Raw genomic sequence first — 23189 nt, forward strand, 5'->3', positions numbered from 1 at the left:
ATTATTATTCCGTTGCTGGCCTACATTGCCAGACGGTTTTGACAGACCGTAAGTCCATAGCGGGTTATAGTTCTACTATAAGTCGTTAGACCCTTGCGTCCCCTTTCTTTGCGGTAGGACGGAAGGGGGACGCCCCGTGCGTGCTGGTCTCTATGGACTCCAGTCTGTCAACCCTCTTTCGTTCTACCACCCTAATTAATTCGCGGTAATCTGGTGGTAGAACTCCATTTTTTAAGGAGTTGACTATGCCATTTTTCAAACTCATTTTCTCTCTTATTTAACTATTTTATTGATTTAAAATTTAGGTTTTTACGCCTTAATTTTTTAAATTTATAAACTATTTTTATTTTAAAATTTTAATTATTTTATTTTCCTGTATGCATTGGAGGATTAATTATTACCTAAAAAATTATTTTAATTTTTAAACAAATTATATTTTTTATTCTACTCATAGATACAAATCATTATGAGAATAATATGACAATTTATAAACCTTTTTTGGCTTTAAGTTTTGTTCTAGTGAGCTTGGGTATTTCAGGCTGTAACCTCCACACTCAGCAAGAATTTGAAAAAATTTGCCTATCGGGTGGGCATAGCAAGACCAGTTGCGAATGTATTTACCAGCAACTCGAACAAACCTACTCCCCAAAGCTTATGCAGCGCCTAGAACATGTCAGTTTGCAAAGTCCTGTTCTCCCACGGGACTTTGCCCCTACTTTTTTAAGCACCATGCAGCGATGTGACAAAAGTAGTCTGGGCTAAGCGTTGGCTTAGCGCTTTATCTCTGTGTTGCAATGGTTTATTACTTTAAATCAGCGCAAAAAATTAAAGTCTGTTGTGGAACAGAGACCTAAGCCGAATTCAAAATAAATAAACAGCGATCTTGTACGTTTTATCCTACAAACTTTTAAGGATTTTGCGGATTGGCGACACCCCTCTTTTTTCCTAATATGAAGTCATACAGGAACAGGATGTTCCGGAACACAAAACAACAATAATATGTTCAAGCACCAGGAGCGTGAGATACGACAGGAGTCATATCTAATCACCAAATACGAAAAAGCCCGACAGGATGTCGGGCTTTTTTTATTTACGTTAAAAATAATCTAAAAGAAAATTCTTATAGAGTTTTATACACCACATATCTTTGAACCACTTGATCGAGAGTAATTTCAGAATGAAGGTGGCCATTGTTTGCTTGAATGGTTTTTGCAGAAGCTAAATTAGATTTATAGCAATGTATATGTAACTCTGTTAAGCCTAATTTCCATGCTTCCTGAATTGTAAGCTCTAACAATTTCGAGCCAAAATTCTGTCCACGTTTAGAGGGACGAATACCTAAACCAATATGTCCACCACAATATTCAATCTGCTCATTGAGTTTAAGTCGCAAGTTAGACGCGCCAATAATTTCATTACCTTCTACTAACCAATATGTAATGTTGGGAACATGCCCTTCTTCTAGGAATTCCCCTTTTTCATAATCTCTCAGTTTATTCAAAAATAATTCAAAATTTGTATGGTCAAACTCCGTTGTCAAAGGGTGACGATCTTCATCTGCTAATTCATTAATATAGTTGTTATAGCTTTCTTTAAACTTTAAATGAGGTTTTACCAACATAACGGTCATTTATTTATTACTCCCGATAAAATTGTTCTTTTTACAACCAAACTTAAACATAACATATTGTTATCAATAACAACTCTTATTCTTCTCTCGACTCTAAATGGATAGATATAAAAGTGAAGCCACTCAACTATCACAACTACAAAATACCCCACACCACATTTCTAATGTACGTTTTATCCTACAAACTTTTAAGGGTTTTGCGGATTGGCGACACTCTGCTTTTTTCCTAATATGAACTCATACAGGAACAGGACGTTCCGGAACATAAAACAACAATAATACGTTCAAGCACCAGGAGCGTGAGATACGACAGGAGTCATATCTAATCACCAAATACAAGAAAGCCCGACAGGATGTCGGGCTTTTTTTATAGTCATTTAAAAATGATATTTACACTCACCTATAGCGGGGTATGCGCCTGTTCTTGCTTTTTATGGCGAATCCAACGCACCACCCAAATAACCGCAATCAGCACCACTATTGCAACAAGCGCAGGCACCAGCATAGCTGAAACCGAAAGTAAGATTGCTCCAATCCACTCACCTGTTGCCACAATAAAGTTCCCTAAGCCACCCGTGGTTGCTGTTGAAACACCACGTGCAGCGACAGTACTCATTTGCACCACACCTGCCGTACCACCACCGACAATAATGGCTGCTGCCCAACTGGCAAACTGAGACATTTCTCCACTACTGACCGCCATTGTCGCTAACGTACCCGCGATCATGGCCGCAGGGGTTGCGACTGTGTCTAAGGCATTATCGACCCACGGGATATAGTAAGCTGCAACTTCACACACCGTTGCCACACCTAAAGCCAAACACACCGATGGCAGAGCTAACCATTCAAAACCTTTGGATGGCTCAAACCAACCCATCATGGTGGCAATGCTCATAACCAGTAGCGGCACAAACACGCGAAAACCGCAGGCAGCGCTCAGGCCCACACCAATACATAAACCCAATATTGTTTCCATAACGGTTTCCTTCTTCACGCCCATCACGGGTCTTGTTATGTAAGTCTTATTTTTAAATTAACAAAAAGCCCCATCGGGTGACAGGGCTTTTTGTTAAATGCGAACGCAAATATTATTTCATTCTTAACGTTTAAATTGCGTGCAGTAGCATTTCGTGCAAGGTGGTAAAGGGTCGGTATTAATTTCTAAAAACACTCTATGTCCGCACTGAGCACAGAAATAGAAGCCTGTTCCGGGTTTTTCGCCAGCTGTTACCATGATTACATTCCTATAATCGTATATATATTAAACAGGAATATAACCCAGTTAGAATGAATGTCAATTGTCCATTTCGCCCGATGATGATGGCATAAATGCAAAAAATGTTATTTGTACGATTTATCTTACACAGATTTAGGGATTTAGCGGATTGGCTGTCCCCTGCTTTTTTTCTAATATGAACTCATACAGGAACAGGATGTTCCGGAACATAAAACAACAATAATACGTTCATGCATCAGGATCGTGAGATACGACAGGAGTCATATCTAGCAACCAAATATGAAAAAGCCCGACAGGATGTCGGGCTTTTTTTATTCTTATTTTTTCTTTTATATAAGCTCTAGTCTATTAATGGTTAATAACTATTTTAATCTTTTCTAAATTCATATTTTTTGATAAGAAGAGTTGATTTTAGTTAAATTATAAAATGGATGTTTTGCAAATACTTTCACTCTGAATAGCCCCCTATAGAAAATAAAACTCCTAAGTTTCTATTATTTTCCCATCAAATTAACTATATTTATAATTAATTTGATGTAAATATTTAATATAGTGAAAAACAAATAAACAAGAGGTAAGAATTTCAGCTATTTCAATTTGGGATGGTATCTTTTTTATTTTACCATTATGAGCATACTCATTACGTAACTTTCTCAATCTATTCAAATTACCTATAATCTGGTCAGAGATTTCTTCCATTCCTTTAAAACTTAAAAACATTGGTAATAAAATACTTAGTTGATATCCATAAGTAGCATTATTAGTTAAAAACTCCTCTACCTTTTTATTACTTGAGAATTCCTTCAAAAATTCATTCATTAAACGATATATTGTTGTTTCGATCGCAACATTAGCAGGAATAATCACTCCTAAATAATTACCATGGATATATTCTTCAAAAGCCTCAAATAAGTTTATGAAGGCATCATCAAAATCACTTGGTAAAAACCAACTAACTAAAACATTAACGATTGTGGATTTTGCCTCTGGCTCAAAAGAAGGAATAGGATAGATAAGTACTTTATTCTTTTTAAACCTTAATGTGGAAGTATTCCCATGCATTTCTACTGGGAATAAATTACCATCCTGCGGTGTATAGTTAATGTATAAAATTTCTGCATTTTGAGGAATTCCATAATTTTCAAAATTCAACTCAAAGGTGGTATTAGGTTCCATTGTAAAATTTAAAATAGAACTTTTGCATCCTATAAATCCTAGAGCAGCATTCTTCATAAAATTATCAAAGATTCCATTTTTAACAGTTTCAAACCAGTTAATATCATTTTGACATGATTCACATTTCATAGTTTTTTTTTGTATAAAATCTAGAATATTTGAAGTACTGAAATTAAGAAAATTATTACAATCTAGGCATAAAACAAATGGTGCTAATAAACCCTGCATTCTGTCACTCTAAAATTTTAAAAACCCCACTCTAAAGTAGGGTCTTTATTAAATAAAATCAACAGCTTTCAACTAAAGTATCAAGCCACTTGGCCTTCTAAAAAGTCTTGCGCAAAACGCTGTAATACACCGCCCGCTTCATATACAGAAACTTCTTCTTCTGTATCTAAACGGCAAGTCACAGGCACTTCAAGAATCTCTTCTTTACCATCCGCTGTGGCACGTTCAATCACTAAAGTTAAAGTCGAACGCGGCGCAATATTACCAATCACGCTATAAAGCTCCGTACCATCTAGCTTTAAAGTTTTGCGATTTACACCCGGTTTAAACTCAAGTGGTAATACGCCCATACCCACCAAGTTAGTACGGTGAATACGCTCAAAACCTTCTGCCACAATCGCTTCAACACCTGCAAGGCGTACACCTTTTGCAGCCCAGTCACGGCTTGAACCCTGGCCGTAGTCAGCACCCGCAATAATAATTAACGGCTGTTTACGGTTCATGTAGGTTTCAATTGCTTCCCACATACGCATCACTTCGCCTTCTGGCTCTACACGCGCTTTTGAACCTTGCTTAATGGTACCGTCTGAACGGCGAACCATTTCGTTATAGAGTTTCGGGTTGGCAAATGTTGCACGTTGTGCAGTCAAGTGGTCACCACGGTGCGTTGCGTATGAGTTGAAGTCTTCTTCTGGTACGCCCATTTTGTGAAGGTATTCACCCGCAGCCGAGTCCATCAAAATCGCGTTTGAAGGCGATAAGTGGTCGGTAGTGATGTTATCACCCAAAATCGCAAGCGGACGCATGTTCGCCAAAGTACGTGGTGCAGCCAACGCCCCTTCCCAATATGGTGGACGGCGGATGTAAGTACTTTGCGGACGCCAATCGTAAAGTGGGCTCTTCGCTTGTTCAACTTCGCCCAAGTCAAACATTGGAATGTAGACTTTACGGAACTGTTCAGGCTTCACGGCTTGCTTAACTAACGCATCAATTTCAGCGTCAGATGGCCAGATGTCTTTGAGGTAAATCGGGTTACCTTCTTTGTCATAACCTAACGCATCTTTTTCGATATCAAAACGAATCGTACCTGCAATTGCATATGCCACAACAAGCGGTGGAGATGCCAAGAACGCTTGTTTTGCATAAGGATGGATACGGCCATCGAAGTTACGGTTACCAGAGAGTACTGCGGTTGCGTACAAGTCACGGTCAATAATTTCTTGCTGGATAGCTGGATCTAACGCACCAGACATACCGTTACACGTTGTACAAGCATAAGCCACAATACCAAAACCAAGTTTCTCTAAGTCTTTTAGAACACCTGCTTCTTCAAGGTAAAGTGCAGCCGCTTTTGAACCCGGTGCAAATGATGATTTCACCCAAGGTTTACGAACTAAACCTAGCTCATTTGCCTTACGTGCCAACAAACCTGCCGCCACGGTGTTACGTGGGTTAGAAGTGTTGGTACATGAAGTAATTGCAGCAATAATGATTGCGCCATCTGGCATTAAGCCATCAGAACGGTTTTCAACTACACCCGCAATGCCTTTTTCTTTTAGGTCACTGGTTGAAACACGTGCATGCGGGTTTGATGGACCAGCAATATTACGTGTGACTGTCGATAGATCAAAACGTAGTACACGTGGGTACTCTGCTTTGGTCATTTCAGATGCCCAAAGGCCAATTTCTTTTGCGTACTGTTCAACCAATGCCACTTGAGCATCTTCACGGCCTGTTAGGCGTAAGTAGTCGATTGTGTTTTGGTCGATATAGAACATCGCAGCCGTAGCGCCATATTCTGGTGTCATGTTCGAAATGGTTGCACGGTCACCCACAGACATGCTGTCAGCGCCTTCACCAAAGAACTCAAGGTAAGCACCAACCACACGCTCTTTACGCAAGAATTCAGTTAGAGCCAACACGATATCTGTTGCAGTAATGCCTGCCTGACGTTGACCAACCAACTCAACACCAATAATGTCTGGCAGACGCATCCAAGATGCACGGCCCAACATTACGTTTTCAGCTTCTAAACCACCAACACCCACAGAAATTACGCCCAAAGCGTCTGTATGTGGTGTATGTGAGTCTGTACCGACACATGTGTCTGGGAATGCTACGCCATCACGCGCCTGAATCACCGGAGACATTTTCTCTAGGTTAATCTGGTGCATAATACCGTTCCCCGCAGGGATCACATCGACATTTTTAAATGCAGTTTTGGTCCACTCAATAAAGTGGAAACGGTCTTCATTACGGCGGTCTTCAACAGCACGGTTTTTTGCAAAAGCGTCTGGGTCAGCACCACCATATTCCACTGCTAAAGAGTGGTCGACAATGAGCTGTGTTGGTACAACTGGGTTAACTTTAGATGGGTCGCCGCCCTTCTCAGCAATCGCATCACGCAAACCTGCAAGGTCAACCAATGCAGTTTGTCCCAAAATGTCATGACACACCACGCGTGCAGGATACCAAGGAAAGTCCAAGTCCTGACGGCGTTCAATCAACTGCGTTAAATAAGCAGTTAAGTTCTCGGCATCGGCACGGCGTACCAATTGCTCAGCGAGTACTTTAGAGGTGTAAGGCAGTTTTTCGTATGCGCCTGGCTGAATATCTTCAACGGCTTGACGCACGTCGTAATATTCAAGCTGGGTACCTGCCAGCGGTTTACGGTATTTTGTGTTCATTAACCACGCTCCGCCAATGGTTTAAATTCGAGGTTTTCAGGGCCCGTATAGTTCGCGCTTGGACGAATGATTTTGCCGTCTTGGCGTTGTTCAATCACGTGCGCTGACCAACCTGCTGTACGTGCAATCACAAACAATGGTGTGAACATTGCAGTTGGAACGCCCATTAAGTGATAGCTTACTGCACTGAACCAGTCGAGGTTCGGGAACATGTTTTTCACTTCTTTCATCACTGCTTCTAAACGCTCAGCGATGAGGTACATTTTGGTGTTCTCTTGTGCTTGCGCTAAGTCATGCGCCACTTTTTTGATCACTTCGTTACGTGGGTCAGAAACTGTATATACAGGGTGACCAAAACCAATCACGACTTCTTTATTTTCAACACGTTTACGGATGTCCGCTTCTGCTTCGTCTGGATTGTCGTAACGTTGTTGAATCACGAATGCAACTTCGTTTGCACCACCGTGCTTAGGTCCGCGAAGTGCACCAATACCGCCTGTAATTGCCGAGTACATGTCAGAACCTGTACCTGCAACCACGCGTGACGTAAATGTAGATGCGTTGAACTCATGCTCAGCATACAAAATAAGTGATGTATGCATCGCTTGAATCCACTCTTCACATGGTTTTTCGCCATGAAGTAAATGTAAGAAATGCGCTGCAATTGAGTCGTCATCTGTTTCAACTTCAATGCGACGACCGTTGTTGCTGAAGTGATACCAATAAAGCAGCATTGAACCTAAGCTTGCCATTAATTTGTCAGCAATGTCTTTTGCGCCAGCTTCGTTGTGGTCTTCATGTTCTGGAGTTAAACAACCTAGAACTGAAACACCTGTACGCATCACGTCCATTGGATGTGCAGATGGTGGTAATTGCTCAAGTGCAGTTTTAAGTGCTGCCGGTAAACCACGAAGCGCTTTTAATTTTGCTTTATATGCTTTGAGTTCAGCTTTGTTTGGTAATTTGCCATGTACGAGCAAGTGAGCAACTTCTTCAAACTCGCTACCTGCCGCAAGGTCAAGAATGTCATAGCCACGATAGTGCAAGTCGTTACCGCTACGTCCTACGGTACAAAGTGCTGTGTTGCCTGCAACTTGTCCACTAAGTGCAACTGATTTTTTTGGTTTGAAGCCTGTTGTTGTTTCATTTGAGCTCATAAGATTTTCCTTTCCTATCTATCTGAATTTATTTATTAAGCACGACGGAGTCGTACCATTTTCACTTCTTATTTCAGGATTAACCTTCGGTTCGACCTACTTTTGTTTTGGCAAAAGTAGGCAAAACCATTGTCATCTGCAAAACTCGTTCACAACCATCGAATATCTTATCTATCGCAGAACCAATTTTAAAAAATGTAGTCCTGTCTCAAACACTTGCAGATGACGCCTTCGAGTATCAGATTCCAATTAATCAACTTTTTAATTTATTACTTCTTTTTAGCAAATGCGTTGTCTAAGTAGTCTTCAAACGCGTAGTAGTTAATGCGTTCATATAACTCTTTACGCGTTTGCATAATATCAACCACATTCTTTTGCGTGCCTTCTTTACGCAAGGTTTCATACACAGTTTCGGCTGCCTTGTTCATGGCACGGAAAGCAGAAAGTGGATAAAGCGCAAGGCTTACATCGGCAGATGCCAACTCTTCAGTAGTAAACAGTGGTGTAGAACCAAATTCGGTAATGTTTGCCAAAATTGGTACGCCTGTCTTCTGAGCAAATTGCTTGTACATATCAAGCTCGGTAATTGCTTCAGGGAACAACATATCTGCACCTGCCTCAATGTAGGCACCCGCACGGTCAATTGCAGCTTGTAAGCCTTCAACCGCTAACGCATCGGTACGCGCCATAATCACGAAGCTGTCATCACCACGCGCATCAACCGCAGCTTTAATACGGTCAACCATTTCTTCTTGAGTCACAATGGCTTTGTTCGGACGGTGACCACAACGTTTTGCACCCACTTGGTCTTCAATATGCATTGCCGCAGCACCAAACTTGATCAGTGATTTTGTAGTACGTGCAATGTTAAATGCAGAAGCACCAAAGCCTGTGTCCGCATCGACCAATAATGGAAGATCACATACATCAGTAATACGGCGTACGTCGGTCAACACATCATCAAGGTTACTGATTCCCAAATCAGGTAAACCTAAAGAACCAGCTGCTACACCACCACCTGATAAGTAAATCGCTTTATAACCTGCACGTTTTGCCAAAAGTGCATGATTGGCATTGATGGTTCCAACCACTTGTAATGGCTTTTCTTGGGCTACGGCATCGCGAAATAGCTGACCTGCGGATTGTTTAGCCATTGTTATGTTCTCCTTGTGCTTGTAGCAGTGTTTGCTCAATAATTTTGTAAGAAGCATTGATATGTCGATGCATGAGCAGCTCGGCAAGTTCACCATCGCCTTCTGCAATCGCATCTAAAATACGGATATGTTCGTCCCAAGCTTTGCTTGGACGATCGGGTGTGTTTGAAAACTGAATTCGGTACATACGGATGAGGTGATAAAGCTCATCACATAGCATTTTTTCTAGGGTTTTATTGCCACTACTTTTGATAATGCAGTAGTGAAAATCGTCCTGCCCTTCTTGCAAGTAATATCCTTTACCTGCTTTAAAGTTTTCATCTTCAGCATGCATACGCAAGACATCACGCAACGCCAAGATTTGCTTTTTATCAATATGCTGTGCAGCAAGTTTGCAAGCCAAACCTTCTAATGACGCACGAATCTGGTAAAGCTCTTTAAACTGTTGCAGTGAAAGCGAAACCACGCGCGCGCCCACGTGTGCAGTACGCTCAACCAAACGTTGCCCTTCAAGGCGATGAATCGCTTCACGTAAAGGCCCACGGCTAATGCCATAAGTACGTGCCAGCTCAGGCTCGGAAATTTTGCTACCTGCCGGAATTTGACCCAAAACAATCGCCGTCTGTATTTGTTTAAATACATGCTCGGTCAGTGTTCTTCCCTGACTTTGTAGTGGCTCTGGTGCGAAGGTCAAATCTTGCATATTGTCGACAATTTTTAATCAATTATGAGTTTTATAGCGGTATGAATGAAAAAATCAAGGTGATTGTTGACACTTTTCAGAACGTATCAGGTCAATTTTTATAGCCTGACCGCTTATATCACCTTATATTTAAACAATTAAACCACTTGCAAATTAATATATATAAAACAGTTACTTAATATTAATTTACCTATAGATTTATGGCACTTTTTTAGTTGCTTTTCGGCCTCTAATCTTTTGTTTCAAACTTTAGTCTACAACCAATGTATTACAGCAAGATTGTAGACAATCTGCTTGAATGAAAGCATGAGTTAGAAATTAGTTTCTATTTACCGTAATTTCTTTTAAATCTTTTTATCATTTTCATCCAGAAAATATCGATATTAGTGAAATTATCAGGTGCTTCACGGTAGCTTTATTGATACATTATTGAGCATCGACATAGTTGTGGCGTATTTTTCGAGACAGAAAAAACCCAGCACTATGCATATTGTTGAATGAAAGGACTTTTTTGATGTTTCAACATATCCCCCCATACGCAGGCGATCCAATTCTCTCTTTAATGGAACAGTTCAATGCTGATACTCGTTCTGAAAAAGTAAACTTGAGTATTGGTCTTTATTATAACGAAGACAGCATTGTTCCTCAGTTAGAGACCATTATCGAGGCGCAAAAGCGTATTGAGCCTAAGAACGGTAAAACCAAACTTTATTTGCCAATGGAAGGCTTCAAACCTTACCGTGAAGCAATTCAAGCACTTTTATTTGGTGCAAACAGCCCAGCAGTTAAAGCTGGCCGTGCTGTAACTATCCAAACACTTGGTGGTTCAGGTGCATTAAAAGTTGGTGCAGATTTCTTAAAAACTTATTTCCCAAATTCAGACGTTTGGGTAAGCCAACCAACTTGGGATAACCACGTTGCCATTTTCAATGGCGCTGGCATTAAGACTCATTTCTACCCATATTTCGATGCAGAAACGCGTGGTGTAGATTTTGACGGTATGCTTTCTACACTTAAAACTTTGCCTGAGCAAAGCATTGTGTTGTTGCACCCATGCTGCCATAACCCAACTGGTGCTGATTTAAACCCAGCGCAATGGGACCAAGTAATTGCAGTATTAAAAGACCGTAACCTTATTCCATTCCTAGACATTGCTTACCAAGGTTTTGGTGATGGTATGGAAGAAGATGCGTATGCAATTCGTGCTTTAGACCAAGCGGGTCTAAACTTCATTGTGAGCAACTCGTTCTCTAAAATCTTCTCTTTATATGGCGAACGCGTTGGCGGCTTAACTTTCGTATGTGACGATGCAGAAGCTGCTCAGTGCACATTCGGTCAGTTAAAAGCGACTGTACGCCGTATTTACTCTAGCCCTCCTACTACAGGCGCTTGGTTAGTTGATGAAGTGTTAAATGACGCTGAACTTAACCAAAAATGGCAAGGTGAAGTAAAAGAGATGCGTGAGCGTATTATTAAAATGCGTAGCATCTTGAAAGACGAACTTACTAAAGCACTACCAGACCGTGACTTTAGCTACCTTGTAAACCAAAAAGGTATGTTCAGTTACACAGGTTTAACTGCTGAGCAAGTGGACATCTTGCGTGAAGAATATGCAATCTACTTAGTACGTAGTGGTCGTATTTGTGTAGCAGGTTTAAACATGAACAATGTTTACACTGTTGCTAAAGCGATGGCTGAAGTGCTTGCTAAATCAGTAGAAGTAGCATAAATCATCTATTAAAAAAGGCGCTTCGGCGCCTTTTTTTATGTCTCGATATTAAGATTTAGCCTTACCCCAATATTTCAGTTTTGAGGTATGGCCAATACCTACATTAAAGCTATTGGTTGGGTCGAGTTTTTGATAGAAATTGGCTAATGCAGGTTTGGCAATGTAAAGGTGCCCAACATTATGCTCTGCCGGATATTCAGCACGGCGCGCATCGAGTAATTTCCACATTTGATGTTCCATTTCTAACGGGTCATTGCCCTTTTTAAGAATATAGTCCTGATGGAACACATGACAAAAGAAATGCCCATAATAGAGTTTATGGATGATTTTCTTTTCCATCTCGGCTGGCAATTGCTCTACCCATTCACGGTCATTACGACGTAACGCAATATCAAGCGCTACAATATCTTCAACTTCACTACGGTGCGTATCACGATAACGAATTGCTGCCCCCGCAATCGCAAAACGGTGTAAGAACGCCTTTCGACCTTCCTCTTCACTGCATACAAAATAGTGACCTGACTGATGTACTGCAAAATATTCTTTTAAAAACTGCTCGGTCTGTACTTTTGAATTATTTTCGACACGCAGCACTAAATGGTGCTCATAACGATCTCGATATTCGGTCATACGCTTCGGCAAATGACTCGGTAAAAAGAAGGTAATCGCCTGTAAAATCTGGTCTGTTAAGCCTTTAATTTTAAATTTTTCTAAAAAGCCATCGACTTTATCTTTCATCGCGAAAGCTTTTGGAACATTGGCTGTACCAAACTTTTCAATAAATAAGAAGGTGTCTTTTCCGTACTTTTCACCAATCAAGTAAGCGTCACGGTGAATATATTCGCCTGCAATCGGTAGGCTTGGCAGAGAGGTCAGTAAGTAACGACGAATGGCCGTTAAATCATCAGCATCATTACTACCAATATAAAAAACACTGCTCTCTACTTTTTCATAGGTATCAAGGCGTACAGCAAACACACAGACTTTACCTGCCGAACCTGATGCTTCAAACAATCGTGACGGGTCTGCATTAAAACGAGCAGGCGTATCTTCATCGACCTGTTTCACATCATGTGCATAGCGATGATCTGATGCCTGCTTTTCACTATCATCTAAAATATCTACGGCTTGGTATTGCTGCTTCTCTAAACGAGTCAAAATTTCTTCGGGTGTCGAGCCTAAATTCACCCCTAAATGGTTCACCAGCTCTAATTGACCAGCAGCATTGACCTGAGCATATAACGCCAGTTCCGTATACGCAGGACCACGGCGTACCAAGGCACCACCAGAGTTATTACATACACCACCAAGTACTGATGCACCAATACAAGATGAACCAATCACCGAATGTGGTTCACGATTATAGCCTTTTAAAATTTGCTCTAAATTATCTAAGGTCGCACCCGGTAAACAAATGACCTGCTTGCCATCATGGATGACTTGAATACCCTTTAATCGGCGCGTACTCATAACCAAAACAGGACGGTCATAATCATCACCATACGGAGTTGAACCACCGGTGAGTCCTGTATTTGCTGCCTGCATAATGACAATACAGTCTGCCTCAATTGCAGCCTGCAACACTTGCCATTGCTCTAGCAAGGTCCCTGGTACAACCACTGCAAGCACTTTCCCCTCACCAAAACGACGACCTTGACGGTACTGACGCGTACTTTGATCATCGGTCAAAACATAAGAACGCCCTACAATATTCTGTAAATGTTCGATTACTGCTTGAGGAGAAAATGTTTGCATGATGGTTTCCTTTTGGTCATCCATACCACATAGTTTTTTTAAATTTAGAGCAACACGACGTAGTCTTACAGGGAAAACTTCGATGTAAGCAGCTCATTGACGCTTAGCACCAGCAGCTAATCTCTAGGTATTAGATTTAATGCAAATTGGCGACGCATTGGCGGCAGGGATGCCGCCTGTTGAGCAACCGTACAAGGAAGTACGGTTTGCTCAACAAAAGGTTTTTGGTTACTTTTGACCTTTCAAAAGTGACAAATGCCTATACGTAAAACATCAGCAAATCACCAAATTTTGAGGCTGTGCTTACTGCTTCACTTACTATGTTTTAAAGTCCTTGTTTAATCGCCTGTACTAAACAATCCGTATTAATATCCGAAATCGACTTAGCACCCGTTAAGGTCATCGCAACACGCATTTCCTTATCAATTAAATCAAGTAAGTTCGACACACCTTGTCCACCTGCTGCTGCCAAGGCATAAACAAACGCACGGCCAAGTAAAACCGTATCCGCACCAAGCGCCAACATGCGCACCACGTCTAAACCATTACGAATGCCTGAGTCAGCCAAAATTGCTAAGTCACCTTTGACTGCATCAGCAATTGCAGGCAATGCACGAGCAGAAGACATCACGCCATCTAACTGACGACCGCCGTGATTCGACACTACAATCCCATCTGCACCAAAACGCACAGCATCTTTGGCATCTTCAGGATCTAAAATACCTTTAATCACCATTGGGCCATCCCAAAACTCACGAATCCACTCAAGGTCTTTCCATGAAATGGATGGGTCAAAGTTCGAGCCTAACCAACCAATATAATCTTCAAGCCCAGTCGGCTTACCTAAATATTTAGAGATATTTCCCAAGTCGTGCGGACGACCCATTAAGCCCACATTCCATGACCAGTGCGGATGAAACACTGACTGCATATAACGGCGCATCGCAGCATTTGGCCCACTCATACCCGAATGGGCATCACGATAACGTGCACCCGGCACAGGCATATCTACGGTAAACACCAGTGTTGAACAACCCGCCGCTTTTGCACGTTCCAAAGCATTACGCATAAAACCGCGGTCACGTAACACATAAAGCTGGAACCACATCGGACGGTTAATTGCAGGTGCAACTTCCTCAATCGGGCAAACAGAAACCGTTGAAAGCGTAAATGGAATACCTTTTTTATCGGCTGCCATTGCGGCTTGTACTTCACCACGGCGTGCATACATACCTGTTAAACCCACAGGCGCCAAGGCAACTGGCATCGATAGCGTTTCATTAAACAGTTTTGTCTCTAAACTCAACGCGGACATGTCATTCAGCACACGCTGACGCAATGCAATTTCTGACAAATCTTGTACGTTACGCTTTAAGGTATATTCCGCATACGCTCCACCATCAATATAGTGAAATAAAAATGGGGGTAAGCGACGTTGTGCCGCAGCACGATAATCATTGCCAGAAGAAATAATCATTTTGAATCAACTCTATTTAAACGGTTTGCACGTTTCTGGCGAGCTTCGTCTTCATCCAGAGAACGCACATGATTAATCACAAATTCAATATGACCGCAGACAGCTTGGCGTGCGGCCTCGGGATCTTTACGATCAATAGCATCCATCACCTGAAAATGCTGCTCGCTCAGCAAGTCACCATTTACGGGGTCGTTATAAACTTTCTTACGCCCTAACAAGACGTTGTATTGCAGCAAATCAAATAGACTTCGCATCATTTGAATCAGCACCACATTGTGAGATGCTTCAGCAATCGCTAAGTGGAATTCAGCATCCGCGACCGCAGCCTGTGCTGAGTCACCCGCATTTTGATGGCGGCTAATTTCATTAAAATAATGATGAATTTTGGCGCGATCTTCTGGGGTCGAACGTAACGCGGCATACCATGCCGTCCCCCCTTCAAGCACCAAACGCGCCTCTTGCACATCAAAACGGTATAACGGATCTTCTTCAATCAGGTTGCTGATTGGGTTCACAATCAATTGCTGTGGCCATTGTTCAGGTAATTGCTGAATATAAGTTCCATCGCCACGGCGACTAATCAGTACACCTTGACTATTGAGCTGTTGAATTGCTTCACGCAAAGACGGACGAGAAACTCCTAAGCTAGTTGCAAGCTGGCGCTCGGCAGGCAAACGATCACCTTTTTTCATGTGACGCTCTTCAATTAATGCCTGCAATTTCATGACCACTTGATCGGAGATTCTCATCGCGTTTCCTTCACTGGAGTTATGGAATCATCCACGGCACCAGATAAGCCTGAACCGTAATAATGATGCCAACAAAGACAGTGAATATGATGCTATGTTTTACCGTGAAACGGAACAAGTCAGATTCTTTTCCAACTAACCCTACCGCTGCACAAGCAATGGCAATCGACTGAGGAGAAATCATTTTACCTGTCACACCACCGCTGGTATTAGCAGCGACCAATAACACTTCCGGAATACCAATTTGCTGAGCTGTAGTTGCCTGTAGTGCCGAGAACAAAGCATTTGAAGAAGTGTCTGAACCAGTAAGGAACACACCAAGCCAACCCAAAAATGGCGAGAAGAAAGTAAACGCATGACCCGTATGCGATAGAGCCAAAGCCAAAGTTGCAGATAAACCTGAATAGTTCGCAATAAAAGCAAATGCCAACACCATACCAATCGAGTAAATCGGTGTTTTTAACTCATTGAGCGTTTCACCGAAGGTTGTTACTGCCTCACTTGCTTTCATTTTTAAGAAAATAACTGTGATGATTGCAGCAATAAAAATTGCAGTACCTGTTGCAGAGAACCAGTCAAACTTATAAATCGCTTCGTATGGTTTCATCTCGGACACAATCGGTGGCATTTTCTCGACCAATTTGTGTAAATACGGCACTTCAAGTTTAAAAATCCAGTGTTCAAGAGCACCATCTTTTGCAAATAATGCTTTAAATGGCTTAACGCTCCAGATCGTGACCATTACCGTTAAAATAGCAAATGGAGACCATGCCTTTGCAATTTTCCCAATGCTATAACGTTGAACTGTTGTAGGTTGCTGAGTCAAAGTCTGGCCTGCTTCAGGTTCAAAACGGAAAATATGTTTTGGTTTCCAAACACGGAATAACAACGTCAGGCTGACCAATGAAGCAATTGCTGCGGTAATGTCTGGTAACTCAGGGCCAATAAAGTTAGAGGTGAGATACTGAGCAATCGCAAAAGCACCACCACCGACCAATACCGCAGGCCAAGTTTCCTTAACACCACGCCAGCCATCCATAATCGCCATAATCCAGAACAGCACAATAATGGTTAAAAATGGCAACTGACGACCCACCATCTGGCTAATTTCCATAGTGTCTACACCGGAAACCTGTCCCGCCACAATAATTGGAATACCCATTGCACCGAATGCAACTGGTGCTGTATTTACGATCAAACATAAACCAGCAGCGTAAAGTGGCTTAAACCCTAAACCGACAAGTAGTGCAGCGGTAATTGCGACAGGAGCACCAAAGCCCGCAGCTCCTTCAAGGAAAGTACCAAATGCAAAACCAACAAGTAACATTTGCAGACGTTGGTCTTCGGTAATAGATAGAATGCTTGAGCGGATAACTTCAAACTGGCCTGTTTTTACCGAAATCTTGTATAGAAAAACTGCCCCGATAATGATCCATGAAATTGGCCATAGACCGTAGAAGAAACCGTAAATGATTGACGCAAAGGCCATTTGACCAGGCATTTGATAGAAAAATAGCGCAATCAGTAATGCAATAATAACTGTGCCCGTACCCGCGATACTGCCTTTTAAACGAAAAACAGCCAAGGCCAAAAAGAAGAAAATAATCGGGATTAATGCAACCGCACTAGACAGCCAAATATTATTTAAAGGGTCATAAAGTTGTTGCCACATATTGAGCATTGTCATCTCCTTGAAATGCCGGGGCGAATTTTTGTACCTTAAAATCTCAACATTTACACAAATTGGTATGACCAATTAAAAATTTAAATGCAAATGTTTTTCCTTAAATCACAATGTGCATCATAAACACAGTTATTGGTAAGATCAATGATTAAATAATCACCGAAATTGGTATTACCAATAGTGCTAAGTAAAATCAAGCTCTTTCTAATTTAGAAATTTTCATATTAGACTAAAGTCTTAAAAATACTTTCTTATAAACTTAAATATGACCTACAGAAATGAAGTGCAAAATTTGAATATAAAAACTATAAACGTACCAATTTGATGATCTATGTATAATGTGCACACAACTCAAACCACATGTATTGAATTGAATAATGACTACTTTAACGTGTTTTAAAGCTTATGATATCCGAGGCAAACTCGGCACCGAATTGAATGAAGAAATCGCCTATAAAATTGGCCGCGCTTACGGACAAATCTATAAACCAAAAACTGTGGTTGTAGGTTGTGATATTCGTCTAAGCAGTGAGGCTTTAAAACAAGCGACCATCCGCGGTTTAAATGATGCGGGTGTGAATGTGCTTGATTTAGGCATGACGGGTACTGAAGAAGTGTACTTTGCAGCTTTTCATTTAGACGTACAAGGTGGTATAGAAGTAACTGCGAGTCATAACCCAATGGACTATAACGGTATGAAATTGGTTCGAGAAAATGCTCGTCCAATTAGTGCCGATACTGGTTTAAAAGAAATACAGACTTTAGCCGAAACCAATAACTTTGAAGAAGTTAGCCAAAAAGGTACAACGCAAAGCTATAACATTTTGCCTGAGTTCGTTGATCACTTAATTACCTATATTGAACCAGCAAAAATCCGCCCACTTAAGTTAGTGGTAAACGCGGGTAATGGTGCAGCTGGACACGTGATTGATGCCATTGAAGAAAAATTTAAGGCGCTTAATGTACCGGTTGAATTTATTAAAATTCATCATGAAGCAGATGGCACTTTCCCAAATGGCATCCCTAACCCAATTTTAATTGAAAACCGTGACAGTACCCGAAATGCTGTTCTTGAGCATAAAGCAGATATGGGTATTGCATGGGACGGCGACTTTGACCGCTGTTTCTTGTTCGATGAAAAAGGTCAGTTTATTGAAGGCTATTATATTGTTGGTTTATTGGCTCAAGCTTTCTTAATCAAACAGTCAGGCGAAAAAATTGTGCATGACCCACGTTTAGTGTGGAACACATTTGATATCGTCGACGAATATAAAGGTGTTGCTGTACAGTCAAAATCGGGGCATGCATTTATTAAAGATGTTATGCGTGAACACAATGCCGTATACGGCGGTGAAATGAGTGCCCACCACTATTTCCGTGATTTTGCTTACTGTGACAGTGGTATGATTCCTTGGTTACTCACCATTGCTCTACTCTCTGAAACAGGACAATCTCTCTCAACACTCGTTGAAAATATGATTGTCAAGTTCCCTTGTAGTGGTGAAATCAACTTTAAAGTAGCCGATACGCAAACTACGATTCAAAAGATTTTCGACTTCTATGCCGATCAAAATCCACAAATTGACCGTACCGATGGTGTAAGCCTCGACTTTGGCGCATGGCGCTTTAACGTCCGTGCTTCAAATACTGAGCCTTTGTTACGTCTTAATATTGAAAGCCGTGCAGATCGTCAAGCTCAGCCAATGCAATATTATGTAGATGAGTTGACTGGATTAATTCAGAACTAATTAAAAATAAAAAAGGAGCAAATCGCTCCTTTTTTATCCGAATTTAATTGTAGCCATTAGGATTCTGCTTTTGCCAATTCCAGCTATCCTTAAGCATATCTTCTAAGCCATATTGAGGTTTCCAACCCAACTCAGCAACTGCGCGAGCATTGTCCGCAAAAGAAGTCGCAACATCCCCTGCTCTACGTGGAGCGAACTCAAAAGCAACAGGTACACCATTCACTTGTTCAAAGGTATTTTTGACTTGTAAAACAGATGAACCATTACCTGTACCAATATTCCATGCACGGCAACCTTGCGCCTGTAAGCGGTTATTTAAAGCGCATAAATGTGCATTCGCCAAGTCAACAACATGGATATAATCTCGCACACCTGTACCATCTATTGTATCGTAATCATTACCATAAATAGATAGTTTCTCACGGCGGCCCACAGCAACTTGAGTCACATAAGGCATTAAATTATTTGGAATACCTTGCGGGTCTTCACCAATACGCCCACTCTTATGTGCACCTACTGGGTTAAAATAACGTAGTAAGGCAATAGACCATTTAGAGTCAGCTACTGAAAGTTTTTGTAATAATTGCTCAACAATTAGTTTTGTATATCCATAGTTATTACTTGGCATACCTGTTGGCATTTCTTCATTTAAAGGAGAGGTATTTGCTTCATCATATACTGTCGCAGAAGAGCTAAATACAAGTGTATAGACACCTGCCTTTTCCATCGATTTAACCAGTTGAATACTGCCCGCAATATTATTATCAAAATAAATAAGCGGTTTTTCCTGGCTTTCACCTACTGCTTTTAAACCTGCAAAATGAATAACCGCATCAATTGCGTGCTCTTGAAACACTTGGTCAAGCTCACCAGAATTCCGAATATCACCCTCCACAAAAGTTAAACTTTTTTGTGTGATCTCTTGAACTCTATTTAAAGATTCTTTTGAGCTATTTGAAAGGTTATCAAATACAATAACTTCATGGCCTGCTTCTAAAAGCTCTACACAAGTGTGTGAACCAATATAACCTGCACCACCTGTAACTAAAATTTTAGCCATCGACTTTTCCTAATAAAATTTTAATCAAACCACGTGTTGAAGCATCAAGTGCTGAAAGATCATTTTGAGCACCATTTAAAATTGGAAGTAATTGATCAGCAATCTGCTTACCTTTTTCAACACCCCATTGATCAAACGGATTAATATTCCAAATTACCGACTGAACAAATACCTTATGTTCATATAAAGCAATTAACATCCCTAAACTATATGGATTAAGTTCTTTTAAAAGTAATGTCGAACTTGGCTGATTACCTTCATATTGTTTATAAATTGGTAAATTCTTTAATTCAGCTGAATCCAAAGCTTCATTACCAAAAGCCAATAAACGTGATTGGGCCAAACAATTTGATAATGCGAGGTGATGTTGTTCAATCAATGCCTCAGCATTCTCTACATAGGTAAAGTGATCTGCATTATAACGTTGGATCGGTGCTATGAAATCACAGCTTACTGCCTGAGTTCCTTGGTGGAGTAACTGGTAAAATGCATGTTGTGCATTTGGGCCAACCTCACCCCATACAATCGGACAAGTATCTAATTCAACTTTCTGACCATCACGTTGTACCGACTTACCATTAGACTCCATTTCAAGCTGCTGCAAATAGGCAGCAAAATACTTTAATCTTCCGTCATAAGGTAATACTGCATGGGTCTGAATATTTAAAAAATTATTATTCCAAATACCGAGTAATGCCATGAGAACCGGTATATTTTGCTCAAAGCTTGTATTTCGAAAGTGTTCATCGACAGCATGTGCACCAGCTAAAAGCTGTTGGAAGCCCTCTATACCAATCGTTAGCGCTATAGGGAAACCAATACAAGACCAAAGAGAATAACGTCCACCTACCCAGTCCCAAAGCAACAACTGATTTTCAGGAGCAATACCCCACTCAGTCATTTTTTCAGCTTTTGTAGATACACCAATGAAGTGACTTTTTACAACGCGGTCATGCTTTCCTAAAGCTTTTTCAAGCCATTGTCGAACTGTTTGTGCATTTGATAAGGTATCAATAGTACCAAAGGACTTCGAAGAAATAATAAATAAAGTCGTTTCCGGACGCAGTTGATGGAGCAAATCTGATAACTGGCTACCATCCATAGTCGAAACGAAGTGTACATTAAGAGGTTTGGCAGTTTTTACTTTAAAATCGCATAGTGCATGGGTCACCATTTGAGGTCCTAAATCGGAACCACCTACACCAATATTAACAACATCCTGAATCACTTCACCCGTAGCACCGCGGTATTGCCCAGCATGGATTTTTTCAACCAAAGCGTACATACGCTGTAATTGAGTATGAACCTGTTTTGTGAGTTCAGGAAATTTAGAATATTCCGATGGTAAACGTAAGGCCCAGTGCATAGCTGCACGCTGCTCAGTACAATTGACTTTGTCTTGGGAAAATAAGCGCTCAATCCAGTGAGTCAATTGTTTCGTCTTTGCTAAAGCAAACAATTGTTCTAAAACACTTTTAGTTATACGGTGTTTACTATAATCAAAAACCAATTGATCGAACTTTACCGAATAGTTTTGAAAGCGGTCTTGCTCGGCTGCAAATAATTCTTTGATATGTAATTTTGAATTCTTTTCAACTAATGAATGAAGCTGCGCTATAGGCGAGACTAACTCTTTAGGAAACTTCTCGATAAATTTACTCATAATCGACCTACTCCTTCATAAGCGAAACCTTTTGCTTTCACATATGCCGGATCGTAAATATTACGCCCATCCAAAATAAGAGGATGCTGCATTACTTGTTGTAACTGTTTAAAATCAGGGCTCCAATATTGTTTCCATGCTGTCACTAAGCATAAAGCATGGGCACCCTGTACGGCTTCATATTGGTCAGCACATAAAACCAGATCTTCACGGTCTCCATAAGTTGTTGCGATCTCATCTAAGGCTTGTGGGTCATGTAAACGTACTTTTACCCCTTGTGCCCATAATGCAGCTAACAAAATATGAATAGGTGAGTTATGAGTGCTAGAGGTGTTTTCCTTAAATGAAGCCCCCCAGATCGCAACAGTTTTACCGCTCAAATCACAGTGATAATAATTCCATAATTTACGGAATAAAATTTCTTTTTGTTGCTCATTAATCGCCCACACTTGCTCTAGCAACCGACTTTTAGCCCCTGTTCCAGATACAGTACTCGAAAGCGTTAAAATATCATGTGAAAAGTTTTCACCACCAAATCCAACACCTGCCGACAAATAGGCTGCACCAATACGTGTATCTGCAGCAATACCATGTTTTACATTAGCAATATCAATACCGAGTTTTTCGGCCACCATCGCCAAATCATTCATGTAGCTAATACGGGTTGCCAACATTCCCGAAATGCTGAGCTTTGTAAATTCAGCATCTAAAATTGGCATAAATAAATATTGATAGCTAAAACGGAAAAAAGGACGTAACAGCTCTTGCATAGTGTCTTGAGCATAACTCGATTCAACACCAACAATTACATGTTTTACGTTCAGCACGCTATTAATCGCATTTCCTTCTTGAATCACATCAGGAAAATAAACCCACTCATCTTTTGGCAAATGTTGTTTTAATTGATTCGTACCATGTAGACCAAAAGTAGAGCCATTGATCATTAAACGTGGATGAACTATCGGGCGCTCACTCAACTTTTCCACTGTTTTTAAAGCAAGCTCGATTTGTGTTGGGCTAAAACAAAATAAATAAACTTCAATATCTAAAGGAATTTCAGAAAAAGGACTTTCTTTTAAAAAACCTGCTTTTCTCTGTTTATTTAAATAATGATTAACTTCTTGATCTTGATAAGAAAGTATAGAAATATTTTCTTCGCAGGTGACACTTGTACACCAATAGATCTGATTACCATATTCAGCTAATAATGCTGCCATTACTCCAGCATGTAAGGTGGTTCCAAATACCGCGATTTTCATTGTACACCTGATTTTAATATTCTATAAAATTCTCTTCCCTTTACAGGAAGAGAATATATTGCTCTGCTCATATATTCATTCGTTTTTACAAAT

18 protein-coding genes and 1 pseudogene are annotated in these 23189 nt (G+C 40.7%); 4 read left to right on the forward strand and 15 right to left on the reverse strand.

Translation table 11 applies throughout. The features are described 5' to 3' along the window. Window positions 1–477 precede the first annotated feature (477 nt). Window positions 478–762, forward strand: coding sequence for a hypothetical protein (locus NQ782_RS14900; RefSeq protein WP_000158326.1), 285 nt, complete (start codon window positions 478–480; stop codon window positions 760–762). 358 nt (window positions 763–1120) lie between these two features. Here NQ782_RS14900 and NQ782_RS14905 read toward each other — a convergent pair whose 3' ends face one another. The 8 genes from NQ782_RS14905 to NQ782_RS14940 all read right to left on the reverse strand — a co-directional run bounded on the left by NQ782_RS14905 (window position 1121) and on the right by NQ782_RS14940 (window position 9972). Continuing rightward, window positions 1121–1630 carry a GNAT family N-acetyltransferase gene (locus NQ782_RS14905; RefSeq protein ID WP_057094328.1) on the reverse strand — a complete coding sequence of 170 codons (510 nt, stop codon included), beginning with the start codon at window positions 1628–1630 and terminating at the stop codon, window positions 1121–1123. Between the two features lie 400 nt (window positions 1631–2030). Next, entirely contained in the window at window positions 2031–2606 is a 576-nt protein-coding gene (locus NQ782_RS14910) for a DUF4126 domain-containing protein (RefSeq protein ID WP_000447800.1), read from the reverse strand. 123 nt (window positions 2607–2729) lie between these two features. Then, the gene (locus NQ782_RS14915) at window positions 2730–2864 is read right to left on the reverse strand and encodes a zinc ribbon-containing protein (protein WP_001983336.1); all 135 of its coding nucleotides are present in this window, start codon (window positions 2862–2864) and stop codon (window positions 2730–2732) included. Between the two features lie 513 nt (window positions 2865–3377). Further along, window positions 3378–4271: a hypothetical protein gene (locus NQ782_RS14920; protein WP_001161763.1), complete on the reverse strand. Its 894-nt coding sequence runs from the start codon at window positions 4269–4271 to the stop codon at window positions 3378–3380. An 80-nt stretch (window positions 4272–4351) separates the two neighbouring features. Next, entirely contained in the window at window positions 4352–6958 is a 2607-nt protein-coding gene (acnD, locus tag NQ782_RS14925; protein WP_001093602.1) for a Fe/S-dependent 2-methylisocitrate dehydratase AcnD, read from the reverse strand. Then, complete coding sequence (gene prpC, locus NQ782_RS14930; RefSeq protein WP_000097515.1) at window positions 6958–8115, reverse strand: 2-methylcitrate synthase; 1158 nt, start codon at window positions 8113–8115, stop codon at window positions 6958–6960. The genes acnD and prpC overlap by 1 nt, the downstream gene beginning before the upstream one ends. Before the next feature lie 269 nt (window positions 8116–8384). Continuing rightward, window positions 8385–9269: a methylisocitrate lyase gene (gene prpB / locus NQ782_RS14935; protein ID WP_001118924.1), complete on the reverse strand. Its 885-nt coding sequence runs from the start codon at window positions 9267–9269 to the stop codon at window positions 8385–8387. Further along, window positions 9262–9972 carry a GntR family transcriptional regulator gene (locus NQ782_RS14940; RefSeq protein WP_001153625.1) on the reverse strand — a complete coding sequence of 237 codons (711 nt, stop codon included), beginning with the start codon at window positions 9970–9972 and terminating at the stop codon, window positions 9262–9264. The genes prpB and NQ782_RS14940 overlap by 8 nt, the downstream gene beginning before the upstream one ends. A 41-nt stretch (window positions 9973–10013) precedes the next feature. On the opposite strand from NQ782_RS14940, the pseudogene NQ782_RS14945 reads away from it, so the two are divergent. After that, window positions 10014–10151 (forward strand): annotated as a pseudogene (locus NQ782_RS14945) (hypothetical protein). A gap of 335 nt (window positions 10152–10486) precedes the next feature. Continuing rightward, complete coding sequence (locus tag NQ782_RS14950; RefSeq protein ID WP_032009671.1) at window positions 10487–11701, forward strand: amino acid aminotransferase; 1215 nt, start codon at window positions 10487–10489, stop codon at window positions 11699–11701. A gap of 48 nt (window positions 11702–11749) precedes the next feature. Here the strand turns inward: NQ782_RS14950 and dld are convergent, their stop codons facing one another. The 4 genes from dld to lldP all read right to left on the reverse strand — a co-directional run bounded on the left by dld (window position 11750) and on the right by lldP (window position 17369). Continuing rightward, on the reverse strand, window positions 11750–13456 hold the full coding sequence (gene dld, locus NQ782_RS14955; protein WP_199983558.1) for a D-lactate dehydrogenase: 1707 nt from the start codon (window positions 13454–13456) through the stop codon (window positions 11750–11752). 325 nt (window positions 13457–13781) lie between these two features. After that, window positions 13782–14933 carry an FMN-dependent L-lactate dehydrogenase LldD gene (lldD, locus tag NQ782_RS14960; protein WP_000587286.1) on the reverse strand — a complete coding sequence of 384 codons (1152 nt, stop codon included), beginning with the start codon at window positions 14931–14933 and terminating at the stop codon, window positions 13782–13784. Continuing rightward, complete coding sequence (gene lldR / locus NQ782_RS14965) at window positions 14930–15682, reverse strand: transcriptional regulator LldR (RefSeq protein ID WP_001222772.1); 753 nt, start codon at window positions 15680–15682, stop codon at window positions 14930–14932. The genes lldD and lldR overlap by 4 nt, the downstream gene beginning before the upstream one ends. A 19-nt stretch (window positions 15683–15701) precedes the next feature. After that, on the reverse strand, window positions 15702–17369 hold the full coding sequence (gene lldP / locus NQ782_RS14970) for an L-lactate permease (protein ID WP_011857993.1): 1668 nt from the start codon (window positions 17367–17369) through the stop codon (window positions 15702–15704). A gap of 374 nt (window positions 17370–17743) precedes the next feature. On the opposite strand from lldP, the gene NQ782_RS14975 reads away from it, so the two are divergent. Next, on the forward strand, window positions 17744–19114 hold the full coding sequence (locus tag NQ782_RS14975) for a phosphomannomutase/phosphoglucomutase (protein WP_000209965.1): 1371 nt from the start codon (window positions 17744–17746) through the stop codon (window positions 19112–19114). Window positions 19115–19157: 43 nt separating this feature from the next. Here NQ782_RS14975 and galE read toward each other — a convergent pair whose 3' ends face one another. Genes galE through NQ782_RS14990 form a run of 3 tightly spaced genes read right to left on the reverse strand, consistent with a single transcriptional unit; the run spans window position 19158 to window position 23096 of the window. Next, window positions 19158–20174, reverse strand: a complete 1017-nt coding sequence (galE, locus tag NQ782_RS14980; protein WP_001062913.1) for a UDP-glucose 4-epimerase GalE — start codon at window positions 20172–20174, stop codon at window positions 19158–19160. Beyond that, the gene (pgi, locus tag NQ782_RS14985; RefSeq protein ID WP_000032723.1) at window positions 20167–21837 is read right to left on the reverse strand and encodes a glucose-6-phosphate isomerase; all 1671 of its coding nucleotides are present in this window, start codon (window positions 21835–21837) and stop codon (window positions 20167–20169) included. The genes galE and pgi overlap by 8 nt, the downstream gene beginning before the upstream one ends. Further along, entirely contained in the window at window positions 21834–23096 is a 1263-nt protein-coding gene (locus NQ782_RS14990) for a nucleotide sugar dehydrogenase (RefSeq protein WP_000686137.1), read from the reverse strand. Before NQ782_RS14990 ends, pgi begins: the two co-directional genes overlap by 4 nt. Window positions 23097–23189 lie beyond the last annotated feature (93 nt).

This window comes from Acinetobacter sp. BD54, assembly GCF_044778325.1.
In the GTDB taxonomy this organism is placed as follows: Bacteria; Pseudomonadota; Gammaproteobacteria; order Pseudomonadales; family Moraxellaceae; genus Acinetobacter; species Acinetobacter baumannii.

What these genes read in the sequence shown, in the direction of transcription:
- NQ782_RS14990 (WP_000686137.1), bottom strand. Translation starts at nt 23,096, where the DNA reads ATGAAAATCGCGGTATTTGGAACCACCTTACATGCTGGAGTAATGGCA.
- NQ782_RS14940 (WP_001153625.1), bottom strand. Translation starts at nt 9,972, where the DNA reads ATGCAAGATTTGACCTTCGCACCAGAGCCACTACAAAGTCAGGGAAGA.
- lldD (WP_000587286.1), bottom strand. Translation starts at nt 14,933, where the DNA reads ATGATTATTTCTTCTGGCAATGATTATCGTGCTGCGGCACAACGTCGC.
- lldR (WP_001222772.1), bottom strand. Translation starts at nt 15,682, where the DNA reads ATGAGAATCTCCGATCAAGTGGTCATGAAATTGCAGGCATTAATTGAA.
- galE (WP_001062913.1), bottom strand. Translation starts at nt 20,174, where the DNA reads ATGGCTAAAATTTTAGTTACAGGTGGTGCAGGTTATATTGGTTCACAC.
- acnD (WP_001093602.1), bottom strand. Translation starts at nt 6,958, where the DNA reads ATGAACACAAAATACCGTAAACCGCTGGCAGGTACCCAGCTTGAATAT.
- prpB (WP_001118924.1), bottom strand. Translation starts at nt 9,269, where the DNA reads ATGGCTAAACAATCCGCAGGTCAGCTATTTCGCGATGCCGTAGCCCAA.
- NQ782_RS14915 (WP_001983336.1), bottom strand. Translation starts at nt 2,864, where the DNA reads ATGGTAACAGCTGGCGAAAAACCCGGAACAGGCTTCTATTTCTGTGCT.
- NQ782_RS14950 (WP_032009671.1), top strand. Translation starts at nt 10,487, where the DNA reads ATGTTTCAACATATCCCCCCATACGCAGGCGATCCAATTCTCTCTTTA.
- pgi (WP_000032723.1), bottom strand. Translation starts at nt 21,837, where the DNA reads ATGAGTAAATTTATCGAGAAGTTTCCTAAAGAGTTAGTCTCGCCTATA.
- NQ782_RS14975 (WP_000209965.1), top strand. Translation starts at nt 17,744, where the DNA reads ATGACTACTTTAACGTGTTTTAAAGCTTATGATATCCGAGGCAAACTC.
- NQ782_RS14905 (WP_057094328.1), bottom strand. Translation starts at nt 1,630, where the DNA reads ATGACCGTTATGTTGGTAAAACCTCATTTAAAGTTTAAAGAAAGCTAT.
- lldP (WP_011857993.1), bottom strand. Translation starts at nt 17,369, where the DNA reads ATGACAATGCTCAATATGTGGCAACAACTTTATGACCCTTTAAATAAT.
- dld (WP_199983558.1), bottom strand. Translation starts at nt 13,456, where the DNA reads ATGCAAACATTTTCTCCTCAAGCAGTAATCGAACATTTACAGAATATT.
- NQ782_RS14920 (WP_001161763.1), bottom strand. Translation starts at nt 4,271, where the DNA reads ATGCAGGGTTTATTAGCACCATTTGTTTTATGCCTAGATTGTAATAAT.
- NQ782_RS14900 (WP_000158326.1), top strand. Translation starts at nt 478, where the DNA reads ATGACAATTTATAAACCTTTTTTGGCTTTAAGTTTTGTTCTAGTGAGC.
- prpC (WP_000097515.1), bottom strand. Translation starts at nt 8,115, where the DNA reads ATGAGCTCAAATGAAACAACAACAGGCTTCAAACCAAAAAAATCAGTT.
- NQ782_RS14910 (WP_000447800.1), bottom strand. Translation starts at nt 2,606, where the DNA reads ATGGAAACAATATTGGGTTTATGTATTGGTGTGGGCCTGAGCGCTGCC.